This window comes from Ruegeria sp. AG7 (assembly GCF_056541545.1).
On the sequence record NZ_JBQFYP010000001.1, the window covers coordinates 534,202 to 553,101 of the forward strand.

The following is an 18,900-nucleotide window of genomic DNA, read 5'->3' on the forward strand; positions in this document are numbered from 1 at the left end:
CTACCCTTTCACATACAGCGGAACGCGCTGCGAAAACTCGGCGCCACTGCCGTCACGCGCGACCAACCGGATATTCCAGTTGCCCTTGCCCAGCGTGGCAGGTGTGGCATAGGCCGCGCCGTCAAAGGTGAAATCCGGTGCAAAATCGTCCCGCACATGGGTTGCGCGGCCAACCACCGCCTGCAATTCGCTGACCTGAACCGGTGCACCGGTCGCGTCCGTAATATGCAGGATCAGAAGGCCACCTTTGGTTTCTGCCCGAACCGTCCAGCCCAATGCCTGCTGCTCTTTGAGGCGATCATTGAACTCCTGACTGGCAACGTAGGAATTCTTGACCTCCAGTCCCGGAAACGTTTTCACCGCATTATAAGCCAGCACGAGGTTCACCGCGATGATCACGCCAAAGGCACCGACAAACACCGCCAGAGCGTGCTTTCCGGTGAATTTACGTTCGGCCATGATCAGTTCCCCCGTCCGTTGAACGTGGTGTCCTTGTAAGCGCGTTCGCCGCTGCTGAGGTCTTCGACCCAGATCCGCACTGGTGTCGCTTCTGCTGCCGCCGGACCGCTGTCACGGGATGCCACGATGTATACACGGGTCAATTGTGCCGTATCCGCCGTGACATTCACAGTATCGATCTTGGTTCCCTCAATTTCCAGTCGCATCGACGGATCGCCCGCCAGAGACAATTTGAACAGGCGGTCCTCGCCGTGCTTGTTGCGCAGTCTGACATCATAGGTGTTCCGAATGGTGCCGTCTGACAGGGTGACAAAGGTCGGGTTGCGCACGGGCGCTACGGTCAGATCGATGTCAGAGCGAATGAACAGGGCGAACAGCAGCGCAAACCCCACCAGTGACCACAACGAGGTGTACAGGATCGTGCGGGGTCGGAAGATGTGTTTCCAGACATTCTTGGGCGGTTGGCCTGAGCGTTCGCGTGGCTCGTCGCTGAGCGCCATATAGTCGATCAGGCCGCGCGGTTTGCCGATCTTGGCCATCATGTCATCACACGCGTCGATACACAGGGCACAGGTGATACATTCAAGCTGCTGACCATCCCGGATATCGATCCCAACAGGGCAGACATTCACGCAGGCCATGCAGTCGATGCAATCCCCCAACTCGGAATCAGCTGTCCGCTTGCCTTTGCCGCGCGGCTCACCACGCCATTCGCGGTATCCCACGACCAGCGTGTCTTCATCCATCATCGCGGCCTGAATGCGCGGCCAAGGACACGCGTAGATACAAATCTGTTCGCGGGCGAACCCGCCGAAAAAGAAGGTCGTGCCAGTCAGAACCAGCATCGTCGTGTAAGCGACGGGATGCGCGTTGCCCGTCACAAGATCGCGGAGCAACGTCGGCGCATCCGCAAAATAAAACACCCAGGCACCGCCGGTGGCCAGGCCGATCAGGAACCAGGTCACCCATTTCGTCAACCGGAGCCGAGCCTTGCGGAAATCCAGCTTTTCCTGACGATGCAGGCGCAAACGGGCGTTTCTGTCGCCTTCGATCCAGCGCTCGACCAGAATGAAAAGGTCAGTCCAGACCGTTTGCGGGCAGGCATACCCGCACCAGACCCGCCCCAGCGCAGATGTGAATAGAAACAGACCCAGCCCCGCCATGATCAGCAGGCCCGCCACGAAATAGAACTCGTGCGGCCAGATTTCGATCCAGAAGAAATAGAAGCGCCGGTTTGCCAAATCCAGCAGGACGGCCTGATCCGGCAAGCTGGGGCCGCGATCCCATCTGATCCAGGGCGTTACATAGTAAATGCCCAGTGTCACGATAAGGATGATCCATTTCAGGTTCCGAAATGGCCCAGAAACGCGCCTTGGAAAGATCGGTTCTCGTGCGGCGTATAGGCTGGGGGTGGGGTTGGAATCGCTCACAGGCTGGCTCCGGTACTGGCTCTTCTGAGTGTGTGTTCTTCCAGATCACGTGCATAGCAACTTTGACATGGGTCAAAACGCGCATCGTACAGACACCTTTTATCACATTTCCCGTGCCTGACGCCTCAACCACGTCACAAAAGTTCTGACAGCTGGTCTAAGTGCTGAATTTGGCGTCACAATATGGTATCCGCGCGTATCCGGCTCTGCATAAAGCTCGACAATACGACCGGCCTTGATGTCAGGCTCGACGAAATGTCGCACCGTGACAGTGACCCCCTGCCCGGCCCGCAGACCGTCCAGTACCAGGTTTCCCGGCAGCTCGGTCCGGCCTGCACCGCGTTCAGGACCGGCACCATGTTCGGCCAGCCAGGTCGTCGCCTCGGTGGTGCCGATTTCCTCAAGCCAGGGCAGTTGGGCCAGCTCGGTCGGCGTCCATGACATCTTTTCACCCAGCAGTTTCGGAGCGGCGACGATGACCACCGGCGACTGCAACAGCATCTCTGATTGCACACCGGTCCAACCGCCGGGGCCGTATCGAATGGCAATGTCGATCCCACCCGGTCGCAGTTCAACAACTTCGGCAGTGGGATCGAGGATCAGGTTCACCTCGGGATGGGTTTCGCGAAAAGCCGGTAGACGCGGCATCAGCCAAGAGGCCGCAAAAGAGGATGTCAGCGACACGTGGACCGGGCGGTCCTGACCAGACCGCGCCAAATCCCCCACTGCCGCCTCGATCGCGCCAAACCCGAGTTGCAGGGCTCGGGCCAGATGTTCACCATCGGCGGTCAGGGTCAGGGCCTTGCCTGTTCGATCCAGCAAGGCAGCACCCAGATGGTTCTCAAGTACGCGCAACTGCTGGCTAATCGCCGCATGGCTTACGTTCAACGCAGCACCAGCTTCGACGACATTGCGTTTTTCAGCAAATGCCGCAAACGCCCTCAGCGCGGCCAATGGGGGAAGCGACAACCAATTCATATGTAACCCTGACTTACACTATGGAATGGTATTTGAGTCGCATTCAGCACTTCAAAGGTCAATCTTTATTGCAGAGATACCCTTGCAGAGGAGACCAACCATGCTGACCGTTTTTGCCAGATCTTTCATGACCGCAACCCGGATCAATGCGCCGCATATTCGCGATGTGCCAAAACCGGGTCGCCACAAACGCCGTTGGCTGCCGGAAGGTCATTGGTGGATTAAAAACCCGCGCGAGGTGGATCCGAACAACTTTTGACGCAGGTAACAGTAAACCTGAATCTGGACCACAGGTTTAAGTGGCCTTATTGTGGGAAAAAAGCACCGGCTGTTCAGGAAACGCGCGAACAGATGGAACAGCCGGTGCCCCAGCCTTCGGGCGGCGAACCGCCCGAAGGTGTTCTTTAGATCTTACTGACCGCCGCCCAACTGGTGGACATAGGCAGATACGGCGCGAATCTGCGCCTCGGTCAGGCGGGTATCCCAGTTCGGCATGACACCAAAGCGGCTGTAAGTTACGGTTTCCGTCAGCATTTCTTCACTGCCACCGTAAAGCCAGATCGCGTCAGTCAGGTTCGGCGCACCCTGGAAGATATCGCCTGTGCCATCCTCGCCGTGGCAGGCCGCACAGTTGTCTTCGAAGACAACTTTACCTGCCTGCGCTGCCGCATCGTCGGTCTGGGCATTGCTCAGCGACATGACGTACTGGACCACCTGCGTGATTTCCTCATGTTCGAGGATTTCGCCAAATGCCGGCATCTCGGAATAGCGCGCATCGGCGCTTTCTTCGTTCCGGATACCGTAGCTGACGGTGTAAACGATATCGTCCAGCGTTCCGCCCCACAGCCAGGCATCATCCAACAGGTTCGGGAAACCCGGCGCACCCTGCGCACCCGAACCATGGCATTGTGCGCACCAGGTCCGGAACACCGCACCTCCCGAGTTCACGGCATATTGCTGCAGTTCTGCATCCTTGGCGATGTCTTCCAGCGAAGTTTCCACCAGCTTGGCGTTCCAGGGCGCGTTTGCCTCTTCGAAGGCAACCATGTCCTGCTGAACGTTTTCTCGGGTTGACCATCCCAGCACACCGGCTGTCGCGCCGTGGACCAAGGGCCAGGCCGGAAACATGATCGTATAGATCACGCCCCAGAAGATGGTGGCGTAGAAGGTCCATAGCCACCAGCGCGGCATAGGATTGTCGAATTCCTCAATCCCGTCCCAGCTGTGCCCGGTTGTATTTGGATCGCCCGGCTGTTTATCAGGTGTCTTGCTCATTGCCGCGCCTCCTTGGGTGTGGCGGGTTTGTCTTGATGCCGGAAGGGGATGTTGGCAGTGTCCTTGTATTCCTTGCTGGCACCGGGGCGGAAAACCCAGATCACGATGCCAACGAAGAAGGCAAACAACACAAGCAGCATCCAGCTATCCGCGAACTGTCGAAGAAGTGTGTATTCTTCCATCCCACCCTCCTGTTAACGGCTTGCATCCGGGGTAAAGGTCGAGAAATCGACCAGCGTACCCAGCATTTGCAGATAGGCGATCAGCGCGTCGGCTTCGGTCAGTTCAGGCTGACCATCGAAGTTGCGTACGTTGACCTTGTCACCGTACCGCTCCAGCAGACCGTCGTAGTCACTGTCCGGGTCGGCCTGCGCGCTGAAATCGGCAACCGCGTTTTCCAGCATCTCGTCGGTATAAGGGGTGCCGACAACCGCATTGGTCGCCATGATGTCACCGATATACTTGCCGTCGATCTTGCGATGTTCGAGGAAGCCGTATTTGGGCATCACCGATTCAGGCACCACAGACTGAGGGTCGCGCAGGTGGTCCATCTGCCACTGATCCGAATAGCGGCCACCGACACGCGCCAGATCAGGTCCGGTACGCTTTGATCCCCACTGGAACGGGTGGTCATACATCGATTCAGCCGCCAGCGAGTAGTGGCCATAACGTTCGACCTCGTCCCGCATCGGGCGGATCATCTGGCTGTGGCAGACATAGCAACCTTCGCGGATGTAAATTTCACGCCCTGCCATTTCGAGAGGGGTGTAAGGGCGCATGCCCTCCACCTTCTCGATGGTGTTCTCAAGATAGAACAGCGGGGTGATCTGCACCAGGCCACCGATGGTCACGACCAGAAAGCTGAAGATCAGCAGGAGGGTCGCGTTGGTCTCGAGGATCTTATGTTTGTCGAGAATTGCCATTGCTCCGGCCCTCCCTCTATTCAGCAGGGACCGCGACGGTCAGGCTGGCCTCTTTGGCCGGCGCTTTCCGCACAGTCATCCACAGGTTGTAGCACATGATCACGGCGCCAGCGACGAACAGAACGCCACCCAGAGCACGCACCACATACATCGGGAACTTGGCGGCCACGGTGTCAGCGAACGAGTTCACCAGGAAGCCATTTGCATCCACTTCACGCCACATCAGGCCTTCCATGATACCGGTGACCCACATCGACGCGGCATAAAGCACGATGCCGATCGTGGCGAGCCAGAAGTGCCAGCTGACCATCTGCAGCGAGTACAGACGCTCGCGCTTCCAAAGCACGGGCACCAGGAAGTACAGCGCGCCAAAGGTAATCATGCCGTTCCAGCCCAGCGCGCCTGAATGCACGTGACCAATGGTCCAGTCGGTGTAGTGGCTGAGGCTGTTCACAGCACGGATCGACATCATCGGACCTTCAAAGGTGGACATGCCGTAGAAGCCGACCGAGATGACCATCATGCGGATCACCGGATCGGTGCGCAGCTTGTCCCAAGCACCCGACAGCGTCATCAGACCGTTGATCATACCGCCCCAGGACGGCATCCACAGGATCACCGAGAACACCATACCCAGCGTCGACGCCCAGTCAGGCAGCGCGGTATAGTGCAGGTGGTGTGGACCGGCCCAGATATACAGGAAGATCAGCGCCCAGAAGTGGATGATCGACAGCTTGTACGAAAACACCGGGCGTTCGGCCTGTTTCGGGATGAAATAGTACATCATGCCCAGGAAACCCGCGGTCAGGAAGAAGCCCACAGCGTTGTGGCCATACCACCACTGGATCATGGCATCCTGCACACCCGACCAGACGATGACCGATTTCGAACCCCAGATGCTGACAGGGATGGTCATGTTGTTGACCAGGTGCAGCATGGCGACGGTGACGATAAAGGCCAGATAGAACCAGTTGGCCACATAGATGTGGGGTTCTTTCCGCTTGATGATCGTACCCAGGTAGACCGCCAGATAGGCGACCCAAACAATGGTCAGCCACAGATCGACATACCATTCAGGTTCGGCATATTCCTTGGACTGCGTTCCGCCCAGCACATAGCCGGTTGCGGCCAGAACGATGAACAGCTGGTAGCCCCAGAACACGAACCACGCGAGGTTGCCGCCCCAAAGCCGCGCTGCGCTGGTACGCTGAACCACATAGAACGAGGTTGCGATCAATGCGTTACCGCCAAAGGCAAAAATGACCGCCGAAGTGTGCAACGGACGCAGACGACCAAAATTCAGATAACCCTGCGCCCATTCGAAGTTCAGTACCGGAAACGCCAGCTGAAACGCGATAAACGTCCCGGCGAGGAACCCGATCACGCCCCAAAAGGCAGTTGCGATCACGCCATAGCGGATCACGCCATCCATGTATTCGCCCGAGCGGTCGATCTGAATATCTGGCTCGTCAGTGTTTCGAAGCGTCCAGATGAACAGGCCACCGGCGATGAGCATCACCAGCAGCGCATGTACCTGATACGCCAAATCGCGTGCATAATTGGTTCCGATCGCTGCAAACAGCGCGATCAGACCAAGCACGATCAGCTTGATGTAATTCGACATATTGCGTCCCTTTGCCATGCTCCGCGCGCTTTTGATTCTTATGACGCGCGAAACCCATTTGACTGGCTGCCGTTCTGAAGCACGGCCACCTTCATTGCTTTGATCTGTATCAAGACAGTCCAGCGTTTTCTATGACACGCATGGTAGTAGAAAAGGGCTAACAGGTCACATGAGACCAATTGCCCGAAAAATGAGGTCAAAATGGCGTACAAATCTCTTCTCACAGTCATGACCGAAACGCAGACTGCACAGGCTGCTTTGGCGCAGATTGTGGCCCTGGCCGAGGCTCAGGATGCCCATGCCGAAGTCCTGTGTCTGGGCGTCGATCGCAGTCAGACAGGTTACTATTATGCGGGTGCCAATGCTTTGATCGTTCAGGAAACGCTGAACCGGGCCAATGCCGAGGCACAGGATTTGCTGGCCTTTGCCAATGACTATCTCGGCAAATCCGGCGTGCGTTGGTCCGCCGAACACGGCGTTGCACAAATTGCCGATATCGGGCGCCACGTCGCGCACCGGGCCCGGTTTTCCGACCTTGTGATCCTGCCACATCCGTATGGTGAAGGTCGGGGGGCCGAGGCCGAGCCCATTATCGAAGCGGCCATGTTCGAAGGACATTGCCCTGTTCTTGTGGTTCCCGACAGCGGCGCGCCGTTGAAAGCGCCGGGCAACATCATGATCGCCTGGAACGAAAGCGTCGAGGCCATGTGCGCCATCCGGCGGGCCCTGCCCTTCCTCAAACGGGCCGAGATCGTCCGTATTGTGGTTATTGACCCACCACAGCACGGGCCAGACCGGTCGGACCCGGGTGGGATGCTGTCCCAGATGCTGGCCCGTCATGGTGTCAAATGCGAGATCGATGTGCTCAGCAAGACCATGACCCGCGTCTCGGATATCCTTAATCGCCACGCGACGGATACCGAATCGGACATGATTGTGATGGGCGCTTATGGCCACTCCCGCTTTCGCGAAGCCATTCTGGGCGGGGCGACCCGGAACATGCTGGAACAATCCTCGGTTCCGGTGTTCCTGGCGCACTGACCTAAACAAGCTAAAAGCCGCCTCGACAGGCGGCTTTTTTTCACCCCCGACGAATGAGGCCGATCAGGAACAAAAGGATCACGGCCCCAATTGTTGCGAAAAGGATCGACGACAACAGGCCCCCGCCAACAGAAAATCCTAGCGCCGGAAAGATCGTGCCCGACAGGAACGCACCGACGATGCCGACGATAATGTTGCCGATCAGGCCGAACCCACGGCCCTCCATGATCTTTCCCGACAGCCATCCGGCGATTGCGCCAATGAACAGCATTGCCAACAGACTGCTGAACCCCATGCCACACTCCTATGTTAGTTCGTGAACCGACCGGATGGTCGCGGTAAGCGAGTTCTGCCGAGCGAAAGACCGGTCATACCAGAAACCCGCCATCGGAATCGTCGCCTGCTTCTTCCATGAGCCGGCCAAGATCGGGGATGGTCACGTGACGTTTGCCTTCCAGCAAGATCAAACCGTCCTTCTTCAGAGCTGAGATCTGGCGGCTGACCGTCTCAAGCGTAAGTCCCAGGTAATCCGCCATGGCCTCTCGGGTCAGGGGCAGATCGAACACGATCGGTCCCGACAGGCCCTTTTGACCAATCGACGCATCCCGGCGGGCAATGATCGATATCAGGCTGGCGATTTTTTCGCGCGCTGTCTTGCGACCCAGAACCAGCATCCATTCACGGGCAGCATCAAGCTCGTCCAACGTCATCTGTAGAAGGCGATGCGCGATGTGTGGCGTTTCGTCCATCAGCTCTTCAAATGGTTTCTTGCGGAAACAGCACATCACGACATCCGTTGTCGCCTGCACATCGTAAGGCGCAATGTCGCGCCCCGGGCGACCGACGAAATCGCTGGGCAAGAGAAGACCAACCATCTGGGTGCGCCCGTCTTCCATCGTTTGTGTCAGCGACGCGATTCCCGCGACGACTGAACCGACAAAATTCATCTGGTCGCCCGACCAGATGATGGTCTGACCCGCTTCGAAACTGCGGTAATATTTAATGCCGTCAAGCGCTTCCAGCTCGTCCGCGTCACAGCGGGCGCAGACCGCGCGATGTCGTATCGGGCAGTCTGCGCAATTTGAATGATCGAACTGTGCTTTTTTTGTCATCTGCGTTTCCACTTGATCTCCGTCAAAGCACCTAAGTCGCCTGCCCCCTAAGGGTATCGTCATGATAGTGAAACCACAATTGGCAAAGCTTGGACTTTTTGACGCGAAAGTACCGCGTTACACAAGCTATCCCACAGCGCCCCATTTCAACAATGACGTGGGGGCGGACATGTTTGGCGACTGGATTTCGGGAATCGAGCCCGGCAGCGCCATATCCCTTTATATCCACGTCCCGTTCTGCCGCAGGCTGTGCTGGTTCTGCGCCTGCAGGACGCAAGGCACACAAACCGACAATCCGGTGATTGCATATGTGGATGTTCTGAAAGCCGAGCTGGACCTGCTGGCGGCGCGCCTGCCCGCGGGCGTGGTGCTGTCGCGCCTGCACTGGGGCGGCGGTACGCCAACGTTGCTGAACGCCCAGCTGATGCGTGATCTGGCACGGCACATTCTGGGGATCGTCCCCATGGGGCCGGACGCCGAGTTTTCGGTTGAAATCGATCCGAACGAGATTGACGAGGCGCGTCTGGATGCGCTGGCAGAGGCAGGCATGAACCGCGCCTCGATCGGGGTGCAGGATTTCGACGATGAAATCCAGAAAACCATTGGCCGCATTCAAAGCTACGATACCACGCGCGACGCGATTGACATGATCCGCGCACGTGGCATTGCCAGCCTGAACGCGGATATCCTTTACGGGCTGCCCCATCAGACCAAGGCCCGGATGACGGAAAGCGTGCAGAAGCTTTTGTCGCTCAGCCCGGATCGCGTGGCGCTTTATGGGTATGCCCATGTGCCTTGGATGGCCAAACGGCAACAACTGATCCCGTCGGACGCACTGCCAACGCCCGAACAACGGCTGGAACTGTTCGACACCGCCCGCCGCCTGTTCCTGTGGGACAACTACGCCGAGATCGGCATCGATCATTTTGCCACGCAGGATGACGGGCTGACCCAGGCCCTGCGCGCGGGTCGTCTGAAGCGGAACTTCCAGGGTTATACCGACGATCAGGCCGATGTGTTGATCGGTGTCGGGGCCAGCTCGATCTCGCGCTTTCCACAAGGCTATGCGCAGAATGCCCCGGCCACATCCGCCCATACAAAAGCCATCCGCAACGGGCAGTTTTCGACGTCCCGCGGGCACCTGTTCAAAGGTCAGGATATTCTGCGCGCCCGTCTGATCGAAGCGCTGATGTGCGATTTCCGGATCGATTCGGCTGAAATCCTGCGCGATCACGATATCTCGGCCGCAGCGCTGATTGAGATGTATCGTGCCGCCAACGCCTCATTCGACGGGCTGCTGCAAATCAGCGAGGAAGGGCTGTTCATCCCCCCCGAGGCGAGGGCGCTGACCCGGATGGTTGCCCGCAGCTTTGACGCATACGACCTCAGCAAAGCCGGGCACAGCTCGGCGATCTGACCTTTTTTTCGGGCAACATTCAGCCCGTTGAGTACAAAACACATCGGGGGCTTGACGCACGCCTGCGGTTTTTCCCACACTCAAGCTGTGGGGTGATGTTTCGCCCTGCGGCCTGAGGCGGGCAAATTACAGACAGTCCTAGCTGACGCGACTGCGTCGGACGGCCCTTTTCGTGCAGCCATTCTGCAACCTGAAAGAGGGACAACACTCATGCGCGTATTCACCGTCCTCGGGCCCAGCCAGTCGGGCAAATCTACCCTGGTCGAGGCCATCAGCCGCCTCGACGGGCGCCCGACCACATTCGATGTTTCCGGAACCGTGCACTTGCACGGTTTTTCTTACCTGGACGAGCCCTGGTGCGCGATCGACGTGGATGGGGGTGGCGATTCCCTCGCGTATGTCGGCCCAGCCATGGCGATCTCGGATGCTGCCGTTATCGTGGTACCGCCCGATCCAAATGCCGCCGTGCTGTGTGCGCCGTATCTTCGGCTGGTGGAAGAGGCAGGCATTCCCTGTTTTCTTTTCATCAACCGCATGGACAACCCCAATGGCCGCATCCGCGACATCATCGCGGCGCTGCAAACCTACTGCACGCACCACATCGCCCTGCGTCAGGTTCCGATCCGCGAGGGCGACACGATCATCGGCGCGGTCGATCTGATCTCGGAACGGGCGTGGAAATATCAGGAGGGCCAGCCGTCGGCCCTGATAGAGCTGCCCAAATCTGTCGAGGATCGCGAGCAGGAAGCCCGGACCGAGTTGCTTGAGACACTTTCCGATTTCGATGACCACCTGCTGGAACAGTTGATTGAAGACAAACAGCCCCCAAGCGATGAGGTTTATGAGCTGGCCGCGCAGGTTTTGCAGAATCATCAGTTGATCCCAGCCTGTCTGGGCGCCGCAAGCCACGGCAACGGGCTGACGCGCCTGATGAAAGCACTGCGTCATGAGGCCCCCGAGTTTGATATCGCCGCCGGACGAGACGAGGCCGCCGAAAACGCCCGTGCCATCGCGGGCTTTGCGGATGTCAAAAAGCATATCGGAAAGATCATCGTTCTGCGCGGCCTTGGGGACGGGGTAAAAGCCCATGAGGCGTTGGGCGGTGAAACGGTCGGCAACCTGACAACACTGGACGCCAAGACCCAGATCGCCGCGCTGGAGGCCGGGCAGATCGGACTGGCGGTCAAATCCGATCACCTCAACCCCGGATACATTTATGACAGTTCCTCCGCGACAGAGTTGCCGGAATGGGCGTCTTCTCATCCGGTTGCGCATCGTCAAGTCGTCTCGCCCGCGCATGAGCGGGACGATGTGCGCCTGTCAAACGCCCTGAGCCGTCTGGCCGAAATCGATCCGGGCCTGCACCTGCAACAGGATGAGATGAGCGGCCATTCGATTCTCGGCTCGCAGGGACCGCAACATATGCGCCGCGTGACCGCCAAGCTGGCCGAGGATTTCGGGATCGAGATCGAGGCGGAACAGGTGGAAACCGCCTATCGCGAAACCATCCGCGCAACGGTTGAGCATCGCCATCGCCATCGCAAGCAATCCGGCGGCGCGGGGCAATTCGCGGATGTGGTAATATCGGTCGCGCCATTGCCGCGCGGATCGGGGTTCCAGTTCGATGAGGTGGTCAAGGGCGGTGCCGTTCCCAAGAACTACATCCCGTCTGTGGAACACGGAGCCAAGGACGCATTGGAACAAGGCCCCGAAGGCTTTCCCGTAGTTGATGTCAAAGTGACCCTGAGCGATGGCAAACACCACAATGTGGACAGTTCGGATTATGCCTTCCGGACCGCAGGCAAGAACGCCGTGCGCGAGGCATTGCCGCAAGCCAAACCTGTGGTCCTGCAACCGATCCTGAGCGCCGAGATACACTTACCCTCGGCCTTTGTGGGCGATCTCGTACCAACGATCAGCACCCTTCAGGGGCAGGTTCTGGGATTTGAGGGCAACCCGAATGCAACGGGCTGGGAGATATTCAACGCCCAGTTGCCCGCCGTTGCCGAGGACGAACTGCACCGCACCCTTGCCAGTGCCACACGTGGAACTGGGTGGGTCAAGCTGAGCTTTGATCACTATGAAGAACTGCGCGGGCCTGTGCCCCAGTCATCGGCGCGAGAAAAAGCCAGCGCCTGACTCGCGACACCGGGCGGGCTGTTCTCAGCCCGCCGCTGCGATCAATTCGCGGGTATAGTCGGTCTGGGCGTTTTCGAACAAATCCTCTGCCGCGCCCATTTCGACCACATCGCCGTTTCGCATGACGATCACGTTGTGCGACATGGCACGGACCACTTTCAGGTCATGGCTGATGAACAGATAGGCCAGCCCGTATTTCTGTTGCAGATTGCGAAGCAGATCGACGATCTGAACCTGAACGGTCATATCCAGCGCACTGGTCGGCTCGTCCAGAACCAGCAGTTTGGGACGCAGAACCATCGCGCGCGCAATGGCGATGCGCTGACGCTGACCGCCAGAAAACTCGTGTGGGTATCGATCCATCGTCGCCGGATCAAGCCCCACTTCGGTCATCACCTCGGCCACAAGTTCGCGTGGCGCGCGGTCCGGGTCGACTTTGTGAATGGCCAGACCTTCCGCAATGATCTGCTGGCAGGTCATCCGCGGGCTGAGGCTGCCAAACGGGTCCTGAAACACGATCTGCATGTCCTTGCGCAACCGGCGCAGTTCCCGCGTGGACCATTTGCGCACGTCCTGATCGCGAAAGGTGATGCCACCCTCGGACGCGATCAGCCGCATCATGGCCAGCGCCAGCGTGGTCTTGCCTGACCCGCTTTCGCCAACAATCCCCAACGTCTCACCCGCGCGCACGCTAAGGGTCGCGTCGTTCACCGCTTTCACATATCCAACCGTTCGCTTCAGAAACCCGCGCTGGATCGGAAACCAGACCTTAAGGTGGTCGGTGCGTGCGACCTCTTCCGCATCTGAGGCAACGGGTTCAGGCCGACCCGACGGCTCCGCCGCCAGAAGTTTGCGGGTATAGGGGTGCTGCGGGTTTTCGAATATCTCGGCCGTCACGCCGGTTTCGACAATCTCGCCGTCTTTCATCACACAGACCCGGTCGGCGATGCGGCGCACGATGCCCAGATCATGGGTGATAAACAGCATCCCCATGTTTTCCGATTTCTGCAATTCAGCCAGCAGTTCGAGGATCTGCGCCTGAATGGTCACATCCAGAGCCGTTGTCGGCTCATCCGCGATCAGGATGTCCGGTTTGTTGGCAAGGGCCATTGCGATCATCACCCGTTGCCGCTGACCGCCCGACAACTGATGCGGATAGCTGTCCAGCCGGTCTTGAGGATCGCGGATACCGACCTTGGTCAGCAACTCGACAATCCTGTCCCGCGCCACATCGCCCGCCACACCCTGATGCAGGGCCAGCGATTCAGCCATCTGTTTCTGGATCGTGTGCAACGGGTTCAGCGAGGTCATCGGCTCCTGAAAGATAAAGCTGATGTCGTTGCCCCGCACATCCATCAGACGCTGTTCCGAGGCGCCAATCATCTCTTGCCCGTCATAGGTGACCGAGCCGTCGACCAACGCGCTGTCGCCCAGCAGGGAAACGGTCGATAACGCCGTCACGGATTTTCCTGATCCGGATTCGCCCACCAGCGCGACGGTTTCACCCCGGTCCACAGTGAAGGACACGCCTTTGACCGCCGCGTTGACCTGCCCATCCTGACGGAACGAGACCTTGAGGTTTTTCACATCCAGCAAGCTCATGAGAAGGTCTTTCTGGGATCAAACGCATCGCGAACGCCTTCGAAGATGAAGACCAGCAGCGACAGCATAATGGCAAAGGTGAAGAAGGCGGTGAAGGCCAGCCACGGGGCCTGAAGGTTCTGCTTGGCCTGCAAGGTCAGCTCTCCCAGCGAGGGAGCCGAGGATGGCAGGCCAAAGCCCAGATAATCCAGCGAAGCCAGCCCGCCGATGGTTCCGGTGACGATGAACGGCATGAAGGTCAGCGTGGCCACCATCGCATTGGGCAGCATATGACGGAACATGATCGTCATGTTGCCCACGCCCAGCGCCCGCGCGGCGCGCACATATTCAAGGTTCCGCGCCCGCAGGAACTCGGCGCGGACCACTCCGACCAGCCCGGTCCAACTGAACAGGATCATCAGCGCGACCAGCAACCAGAAACTTCGCCCCAGCACCGCAAACATGATGATGATGACGTAAAGCGACGGGGTTGCGGACCAGATTTCGATAATCCGCTGAAAGATCAGGTCCAGCCACCCACCAAAGAACCCTTGTATGGCCCCGGCGAAAATCCCGATCAGGCTTGCCGCGCCCGTCACAAGCAGCGTGAACAGGATCGACAAACGAAAGCCGTAAATCACGCGGGCCAGCACGTCGCGCTTGGTATCATCGGTACCCAGCAGGTTCTGGCCGTTGGGCGGCAGGGGCGCCGCGCCGGGCCGGTCCACCGAGGTATTGAAGGAATAGGGGATCAACGGCCAGAGCGACCAGCCGCGTTCAAAACCCTCGGCCTGGAATGTACCGGCGTCGATCTGTTCGATGATGCCTTCGGGATCATCGAAACAGTCTTCCAATCCACCGCTGTCGATCAGGCACTGAACTTCGGGGTCTCGATAGATCGCTTCGGTCTGGAAATCGCCGCCAAATTCGGTTTCGGCGTAGAAGTTGAAGATCGGCGTAAAGTACTCTCCCCGATATTTCACAAGGATGGGTTTGTCGTTGGCGATAAACTCGGCAAAGAGCGACAGGCCAAACAGGATCGAGAAGATGATCAGCGACCAGAAGGCCCGTCTGTTGCGGCGGAAGTTGCTCCAGCGGCGCTGGTTCAGCGGGGACAAAGCCATTTACCCCTCCCGCTTTTCGAAATCGATGCGCGGGTCGACCAGCACATACATCAGGTCGCTGATGATGCCGACGACCAGCCCCATCAGACCGAAGATGAACAGCGTGCCGAAGATCACCGGATAATCGCGCGCAACGGCAGCCTCGAACCCTAATCGGCCCAGACCATCCAGCGAAAAGATCGTCTCGATAATGATCGACCCCCCGAAGAACACACCGATGAACACGGCCGGGAACCCTGCGATCACGATCAGCATCGCGTTTCGGAAGACATGATTATAGAGCACCTTGCGCTCGCTCAACCCTTTGGCGCGGGCAGTCATGACGTACTGTTTCTTGATCTCGTCCAGAAACGAGTTCTTGGTCAGCAAGGTCAGCGTCGCAAAGGCCGAGATCGTCAACGCAATCGTCGGCAGCGCTATGTGCCAGAAATAATCCGTGATCTTGCCAAAGAAACTCAGGCTGTCCCAATTGTCCGACGTCAGACCGCGCAGCGGGAAGATTTGCCAATATGATCCGCCAGCGAAGAGCACCAGCAGCAGGATCGCAAACAAAAAGCCCGGAATGGCATAGGCCACAATAATCGCCCCGCTTGTCCAGGTATCGAATTGCGATCCATCCTTGACCGCCTTTCGAATACCCAGCGGGATCGAGACCAGATAGGCAATCAGGGTCGACCACAGCCCCAGCGAGATCGAGACCGGCATCTTTTCAAGCACCAGATCGATCACGCTGATCGAGCGGAAATAACTCTCGCCAAAATCAAACGTCAGATAGTTGCCCATCATATTCAGGAACCGTTCCAGCGGGGGCTTGTCGAAGCCGAATTCTTTTTCCAGCTCGGCAATAAACTCGGGCGGAAGGCCGCGTGCGCCGACATATTTGTCGTCGAAGACACCGCCCGCCGGTTCGGAACCCGCTCCGGCGTCGCCCCCCCCGGCAAACCCGGCGAATACGTCACCTTGACCTTCGATTTGCGCGATGATCTGTTCGACCGGCCCACCAGGTACGAACTGGACCAGCGTGAAGTTGACGATCATGATACCCAGAAGAGTCGGAATGATCAGCAATAAGCGTCTTAGAATATAGGCGCCCATGTTATCGCAGCGTGCCTTTCGCTTTCAACGCAGCCTGTTTTTCCGGATTGATCCACCACAAATCCAGATAACCCAGCGAATAGGGCGGCAGGTTTTCCGGGTATTCGTACATATCGTAATATGCTGTCCAGTATTCTGCGATGTACCCCACGGGGATTACGAAAAACTCGTACCTCAAGGCGCGATCCAAAGCCATTAACGCCGTGTCCTGATCGGCCTGATTGTCAGTTTCAAAGGACGCCTCGATGATCGCGTCGACCAAGGGGCTGGCCAGACCTGCCGGATTGAACAGGCTAAAAGCCGCTTCTTCCGATCCGTACATCTGGCTCAGACCGCCCCCGGTAGACAAAAACGACCCGTAGCGCGTGGAATAGACCATGTCATAATCCCGCTCGCGGCTGCGCAACGTGTATTGCGCCGGGTCAACTTTCTCGGTCGAGGCATCCACACCGATGGATTGCAGGTTTTGGACATAGGTTTCGATCATCGTTGCGGTCGAGGTCGGCAGGTTTGAAGGATATGGAATATTCACCTTCAAAGTCTGCCCTTCGGTATTGCGGCGAATATTGCCTTCGCCGACGGACCAGCCTGCCTCGTCCAATAACCTGGCAGCTTTGCGCAGGTTTTGTCGGTCATTCAGGCGTGCAGGGTTTGATTCGTGCGCCACTACAGCGGGTTCCGTCAGGACATCTTCGGGAACGACGCCGCCCAACGCCTGCAGGAACGCCAGCTCAGCCCCTTCGGGCAGGCCTTGCGCCTCGATCGGGGTTCCTTGCGTGAAAGAATTCCGCGGCGTGTTCAGGCCGAACAACAATGACTCGTTCGTCCATTCGAAATTGAAGGCCAAGGCCAGGCCCTTGCGGACATTCTTGTCGGCGAATTGCGGTTTTCCAAGGTTGAAGACAAAGCCCGAAGGTGTCGGCGGGCTGCCATCTGCGATCTCATCCCGAATAACGGTGCCTTCATCCAGCTTCGGGAAATCATACCCGGTCGCCCAAAGCTTGGGATCACTTTCAATCCGAAATGTATATTCACCCGCCTTGAAACCTTCGAACGCTGCTGTCTGATCGGCGAAATACTCGACCCGAATTGTATCGAAGTTGTTGCGTCCGACATTGAAAGGCAGGTCCTTGCCCCAATAATCGTCCCGGCGTTTGTAAACGATGCGGCGATTGATGTCGTAGCTGTCGAGCTTGTAGGGGCCAGAGCCCACCGCCACTTCCAGCCGTGGTTCATCCAGGCGCCGTGTCTCATCTGCCTCAAACCATGCTTTTGAGAAAACAGGAGTTGAGCCGACGGTTTCGATCAGGCTGCGGCGAGTGACTTCGGGATTGAATGTAAATTTTACGGTATGGTCATCCAACGCCTCGGCTCCTGTCACCATACGGCCAACGGCCTGCGCGTAAGATGGCAGGCCCTGTTCGATGAACAAACGGTGGCTGTAGACAACATCTTCCGCCGTGACAGGCGTGCCATCCCAAAAAGTTGCTTCGGGGCGCAAATGGAAAATGACGTAATTGCGCCCTTCGTCATATTCCAGACTTTCCGCAACTACGCCGTAATACTGCCCGACACTGTCTTCGGCACTTTCAAACAGACGGTCATATTGCAATGTGGTCAGCGCACCGGCACGCCCCTTTCGCGAATAGGGGTTGAGGGAATCGAACGTTCCCGAAGCTGCCAGCGAAAGCTCGCCGCCTTTGGGGGCGTCGGGATTCACATAATTCAGATGCGCATAGTCCGCCGGGTAATCCAGATTTCCGAAATACGAATACCCGTGGCTGCGGGTGACCCCCTCATCCAGCGCCTGGGCTGTATGCGGAGCAATCAGCGCGGCACAGAGCCCCAAAATGCCAACCCATGGCCTTACCTCGAGATCACGTGCAGCAGGCATCAGGGATTTCATGTGGCTCATCCTCTCGGTCATTGTCACCGTCAATGTCGTAACCGCTAGCTAAAGTGCCAGCACGTGCAGATTCAAGTTTAGAATGCGTGAGCACTTTGTGAAGGTTTCTTCAGACAAAAAAGCCGCTGCGTTGCGGCAGCGGCTTTGAATGGTTCTGATCGCTCAGGCAATCAGTTGCCGATTGTCTGCAGATAGGCAATCACGTCGGCGCGATCCTGCGGCTTTTTCAGGCCGGCAAAGCTCATCGAAGTGCCCGAGATATAATTGCCCGGCTTGGTCAGGAAGGCATCCAGCGCTTCGGGTGTCCAGTTGCCGCCATGCGCCTGCATACTGGCCGAGTACCCGGTGAAACCGTTGGCCGAGGCGACCGGGCGATTAACCACACCGTACAGGTAGGGGCCGGTGCCGTTTGCGCCGTCTTCCAGCTTGTGGCACGCGGTGCATTTGCGGAACACTTTTGCGCCGCTCTCGACGTCTGCGGCGGCCAGCAGGTCTTCGAAGACCACTTCTTCACCGTCGGCGCTTTCGCCCGAGCTTTCGGTTTCGATAATGTAGGCGGCCTCAGCCGAGCCATGGCCACCGGAAGAATAGAGGACATCTGCCCCCCACTTGGCCAGAAGCAGCACCAGGAATGTGCCGAACAGGCCTGCGGCGGCCTTGGTTACTGTCATCGTGTCGAACATTGATCGCGAGTCCATTTCAGCTGTCTGGGCAGCTGTCTAAGGCTTCCCCTTGCGAGAGGCAAGGTATAGACACCGCGACGAAACGACCAAATCGCGAACTTGTTGCATGGAAT

At 58.1% G+C, this 18,900-nt stretch carries 18 protein-coding genes; 4 read left to right on the forward strand and 14 right to left on the reverse strand.

Annotated features, from left to right (window positions below):
• The 3 genes from ACR0BF_RS02790 to ACR0BF_RS02800 all read right to left on the reverse strand — a co-directional run bounded on the left by ACR0BF_RS02790 (nt 1) and on the right by ACR0BF_RS02800 (nt 2,867).
• Nucleotides 1-459 (reverse strand): FixH family protein, encoded by a 459-nt coding sequence (locus ACR0BF_RS02790; RefSeq protein ID WP_209507766.1) that lies wholly within the window; start codon nt 457-459, stop codon nt 1-3.
• A gap of 2 nt (nt 460-461) precedes the next feature.
• Nucleotides 462-1,889 carry a cytochrome c oxidase accessory protein CcoG gene (gene ccoG / locus ACR0BF_RS02795; RefSeq protein ID WP_480624213.1) on the reverse strand — a complete coding sequence of 476 codons (1,428 nt, stop codon included), beginning with the start codon at nt 1,887-1,889 and terminating at the stop codon, nt 462-464.
• Between the two features lie 102 nt (nt 1,890-1,991).
• Nucleotides 1,992-2,867, reverse strand: coding sequence for a LysR family transcriptional regulator (locus ACR0BF_RS02800; protein ID WP_480624214.1), 876 nt, complete (start codon nt 2,865-2,867; stop codon nt 1,992-1,994).
• A 100-nt stretch (nt 2,868-2,967) separates the two neighbouring features.
• Between ACR0BF_RS02800 and ACR0BF_RS02805 the strand changes: the two genes are divergently transcribed.
• Complete coding sequence (locus ACR0BF_RS02805; RefSeq protein ID WP_480474077.1) at nt 2,968-3,126, forward strand: hypothetical protein; 159 nt, start codon at nt 2,968-2,970, stop codon at nt 3,124-3,126.
• Nucleotides 3,127-3,278: 152 nt separating this feature from the next.
• Here the strand turns inward: ACR0BF_RS02805 and ccoP are convergent, their stop codons facing one another.
• From ccoP to ccoN, 4 genes are read right to left on the reverse strand one after another with little or no spacing between them, the layout of a single operon-like run.
• Nucleotides 3,279-4,142 carry a cytochrome-c oxidase, cbb3-type subunit III gene (gene ccoP, locus ACR0BF_RS02810; RefSeq protein ID WP_480474078.1) on the reverse strand — a complete coding sequence of 288 codons (864 nt, stop codon included), beginning with the start codon at nt 4,140-4,142 and terminating at the stop codon, nt 3,279-3,281.
• Nucleotides 4,139-4,324: a cbb3-type cytochrome c oxidase subunit 3 gene (locus ACR0BF_RS02815; protein ID WP_209507756.1), complete on the reverse strand. Its 186-nt coding sequence runs from the start codon at nt 4,322-4,324 to the stop codon at nt 4,139-4,141. The genes ccoP and ACR0BF_RS02815 overlap by 4 nt, the downstream gene beginning before the upstream one ends.
• 12 nt (nt 4,325-4,336) lie before the next feature.
• Nucleotides 4,337-5,065 (reverse strand): cytochrome-c oxidase, cbb3-type subunit II, encoded by a 729-nt coding sequence (gene ccoO, locus ACR0BF_RS02820; RefSeq protein WP_480474079.1) that lies wholly within the window; start codon nt 5,063-5,065, stop codon nt 4,337-4,339.
• A gap of 16 nt (nt 5,066-5,081) precedes the next feature.
• Nucleotides 5,082-6,689, reverse strand: a complete 1,608-nt coding sequence (gene ccoN, locus ACR0BF_RS02825) for a cytochrome-c oxidase, cbb3-type subunit I (protein WP_480520922.1) — start codon at nt 6,687-6,689, stop codon at nt 5,082-5,084.
• A 201-nt stretch (nt 6,690-6,890) separates the two neighbouring features.
• On the opposite strand from ccoN, the gene ACR0BF_RS02830 reads away from it, so the two are divergent.
• Nucleotides 6,891-7,730: a universal stress protein gene (locus ACR0BF_RS02830; RefSeq protein ID WP_480495960.1), complete on the forward strand. Its 840-nt coding sequence runs from the start codon at nt 6,891-6,893 to the stop codon at nt 7,728-7,730.
• A 40-nt stretch (nt 7,731-7,770) separates the two neighbouring features.
• On the opposite strand, the gene ACR0BF_RS02835 is transcribed toward ACR0BF_RS02830, so the two are convergent.
• Both ACR0BF_RS02835 and fnrL read right to left on the reverse strand, forming a co-directional pair.
• Nucleotides 7,771-8,025 carry a GlsB/YeaQ/YmgE family stress response membrane protein gene (locus ACR0BF_RS02835; RefSeq protein WP_480624215.1) on the reverse strand — a complete coding sequence of 85 codons (255 nt, stop codon included), beginning with the start codon at nt 8,023-8,025 and terminating at the stop codon, nt 7,771-7,773.
• A gap of 73 nt (nt 8,026-8,098) precedes the next feature.
• A complete protein-coding gene (gene fnrL, locus ACR0BF_RS02840) occupies nt 8,099-8,842 on the reverse strand; it encodes a transcriptional regulator FnrL (RefSeq protein WP_480624216.1) in 744 nt (247 codons plus the stop codon).
• A gap of 61 nt (nt 8,843-8,903) precedes the next feature.
• Between fnrL and hemN the strand changes: the two genes are divergently transcribed.
• Both hemN and ACR0BF_RS02850 read left to right on the forward strand, forming a co-directional pair.
• Nucleotides 8,904-10,259, forward strand: a complete 1,356-nt coding sequence (hemN, locus tag ACR0BF_RS02845) for an oxygen-independent coproporphyrinogen III oxidase (protein ID WP_480624217.1) — start codon at nt 8,904-8,906, stop codon at nt 10,257-10,259.
• A 210-nt stretch (nt 10,260-10,469) separates the two neighbouring features.
• Nucleotides 10,470-12,398, forward strand: coding sequence for an elongation factor G (locus ACR0BF_RS02850; protein WP_480474084.1), 1,929 nt, complete (start codon nt 10,470-10,472; stop codon nt 12,396-12,398).
• 24 nt (nt 12,399-12,422) lie between these two features.
• Here the strand turns inward: ACR0BF_RS02850 and ACR0BF_RS02855 are convergent, their stop codons facing one another.
• The 5 genes from ACR0BF_RS02855 to ACR0BF_RS02875 form a co-directional block, all read right to left on the reverse strand.
• Complete coding sequence (locus ACR0BF_RS02855) at nt 12,423-14,000, reverse strand: ABC transporter ATP-binding protein (RefSeq protein ID WP_480474085.1); 1,578 nt, start codon at nt 13,998-14,000, stop codon at nt 12,423-12,425.
• Nucleotides 13,997-15,103, reverse strand: a complete 1,107-nt coding sequence (locus ACR0BF_RS02860; protein ID WP_480520930.1) for an ABC transporter permease — start codon at nt 15,101-15,103, stop codon at nt 13,997-13,999. The genes ACR0BF_RS02855 and ACR0BF_RS02860 overlap by 4 nt, the downstream gene beginning before the upstream one ends.
• Nucleotides 15,104-16,198: a microcin C ABC transporter permease YejB gene (locus ACR0BF_RS02865; RefSeq protein ID WP_480495962.1), complete on the reverse strand. Its 1,095-nt coding sequence runs from the start codon at nt 16,196-16,198 to the stop codon at nt 15,104-15,106.
• A gap of 1 nt (nt 16,199) precedes the next feature.
• A complete protein-coding gene (locus ACR0BF_RS02870) occupies nt 16,200-18,104 on the reverse strand; it encodes an extracellular solute-binding protein (protein WP_480624218.1) in 1,905 nt (634 codons plus the stop codon).
• Between the two features lie 170 nt (nt 18,105-18,274).
• Nucleotides 18,275-18,787, reverse strand: a complete 513-nt coding sequence (locus ACR0BF_RS02875; RefSeq protein WP_480555832.1) for a c-type cytochrome — start codon at nt 18,785-18,787, stop codon at nt 18,275-18,277.
• Nucleotides 18,788-18,900: the final 113 nt, after the last annotated feature.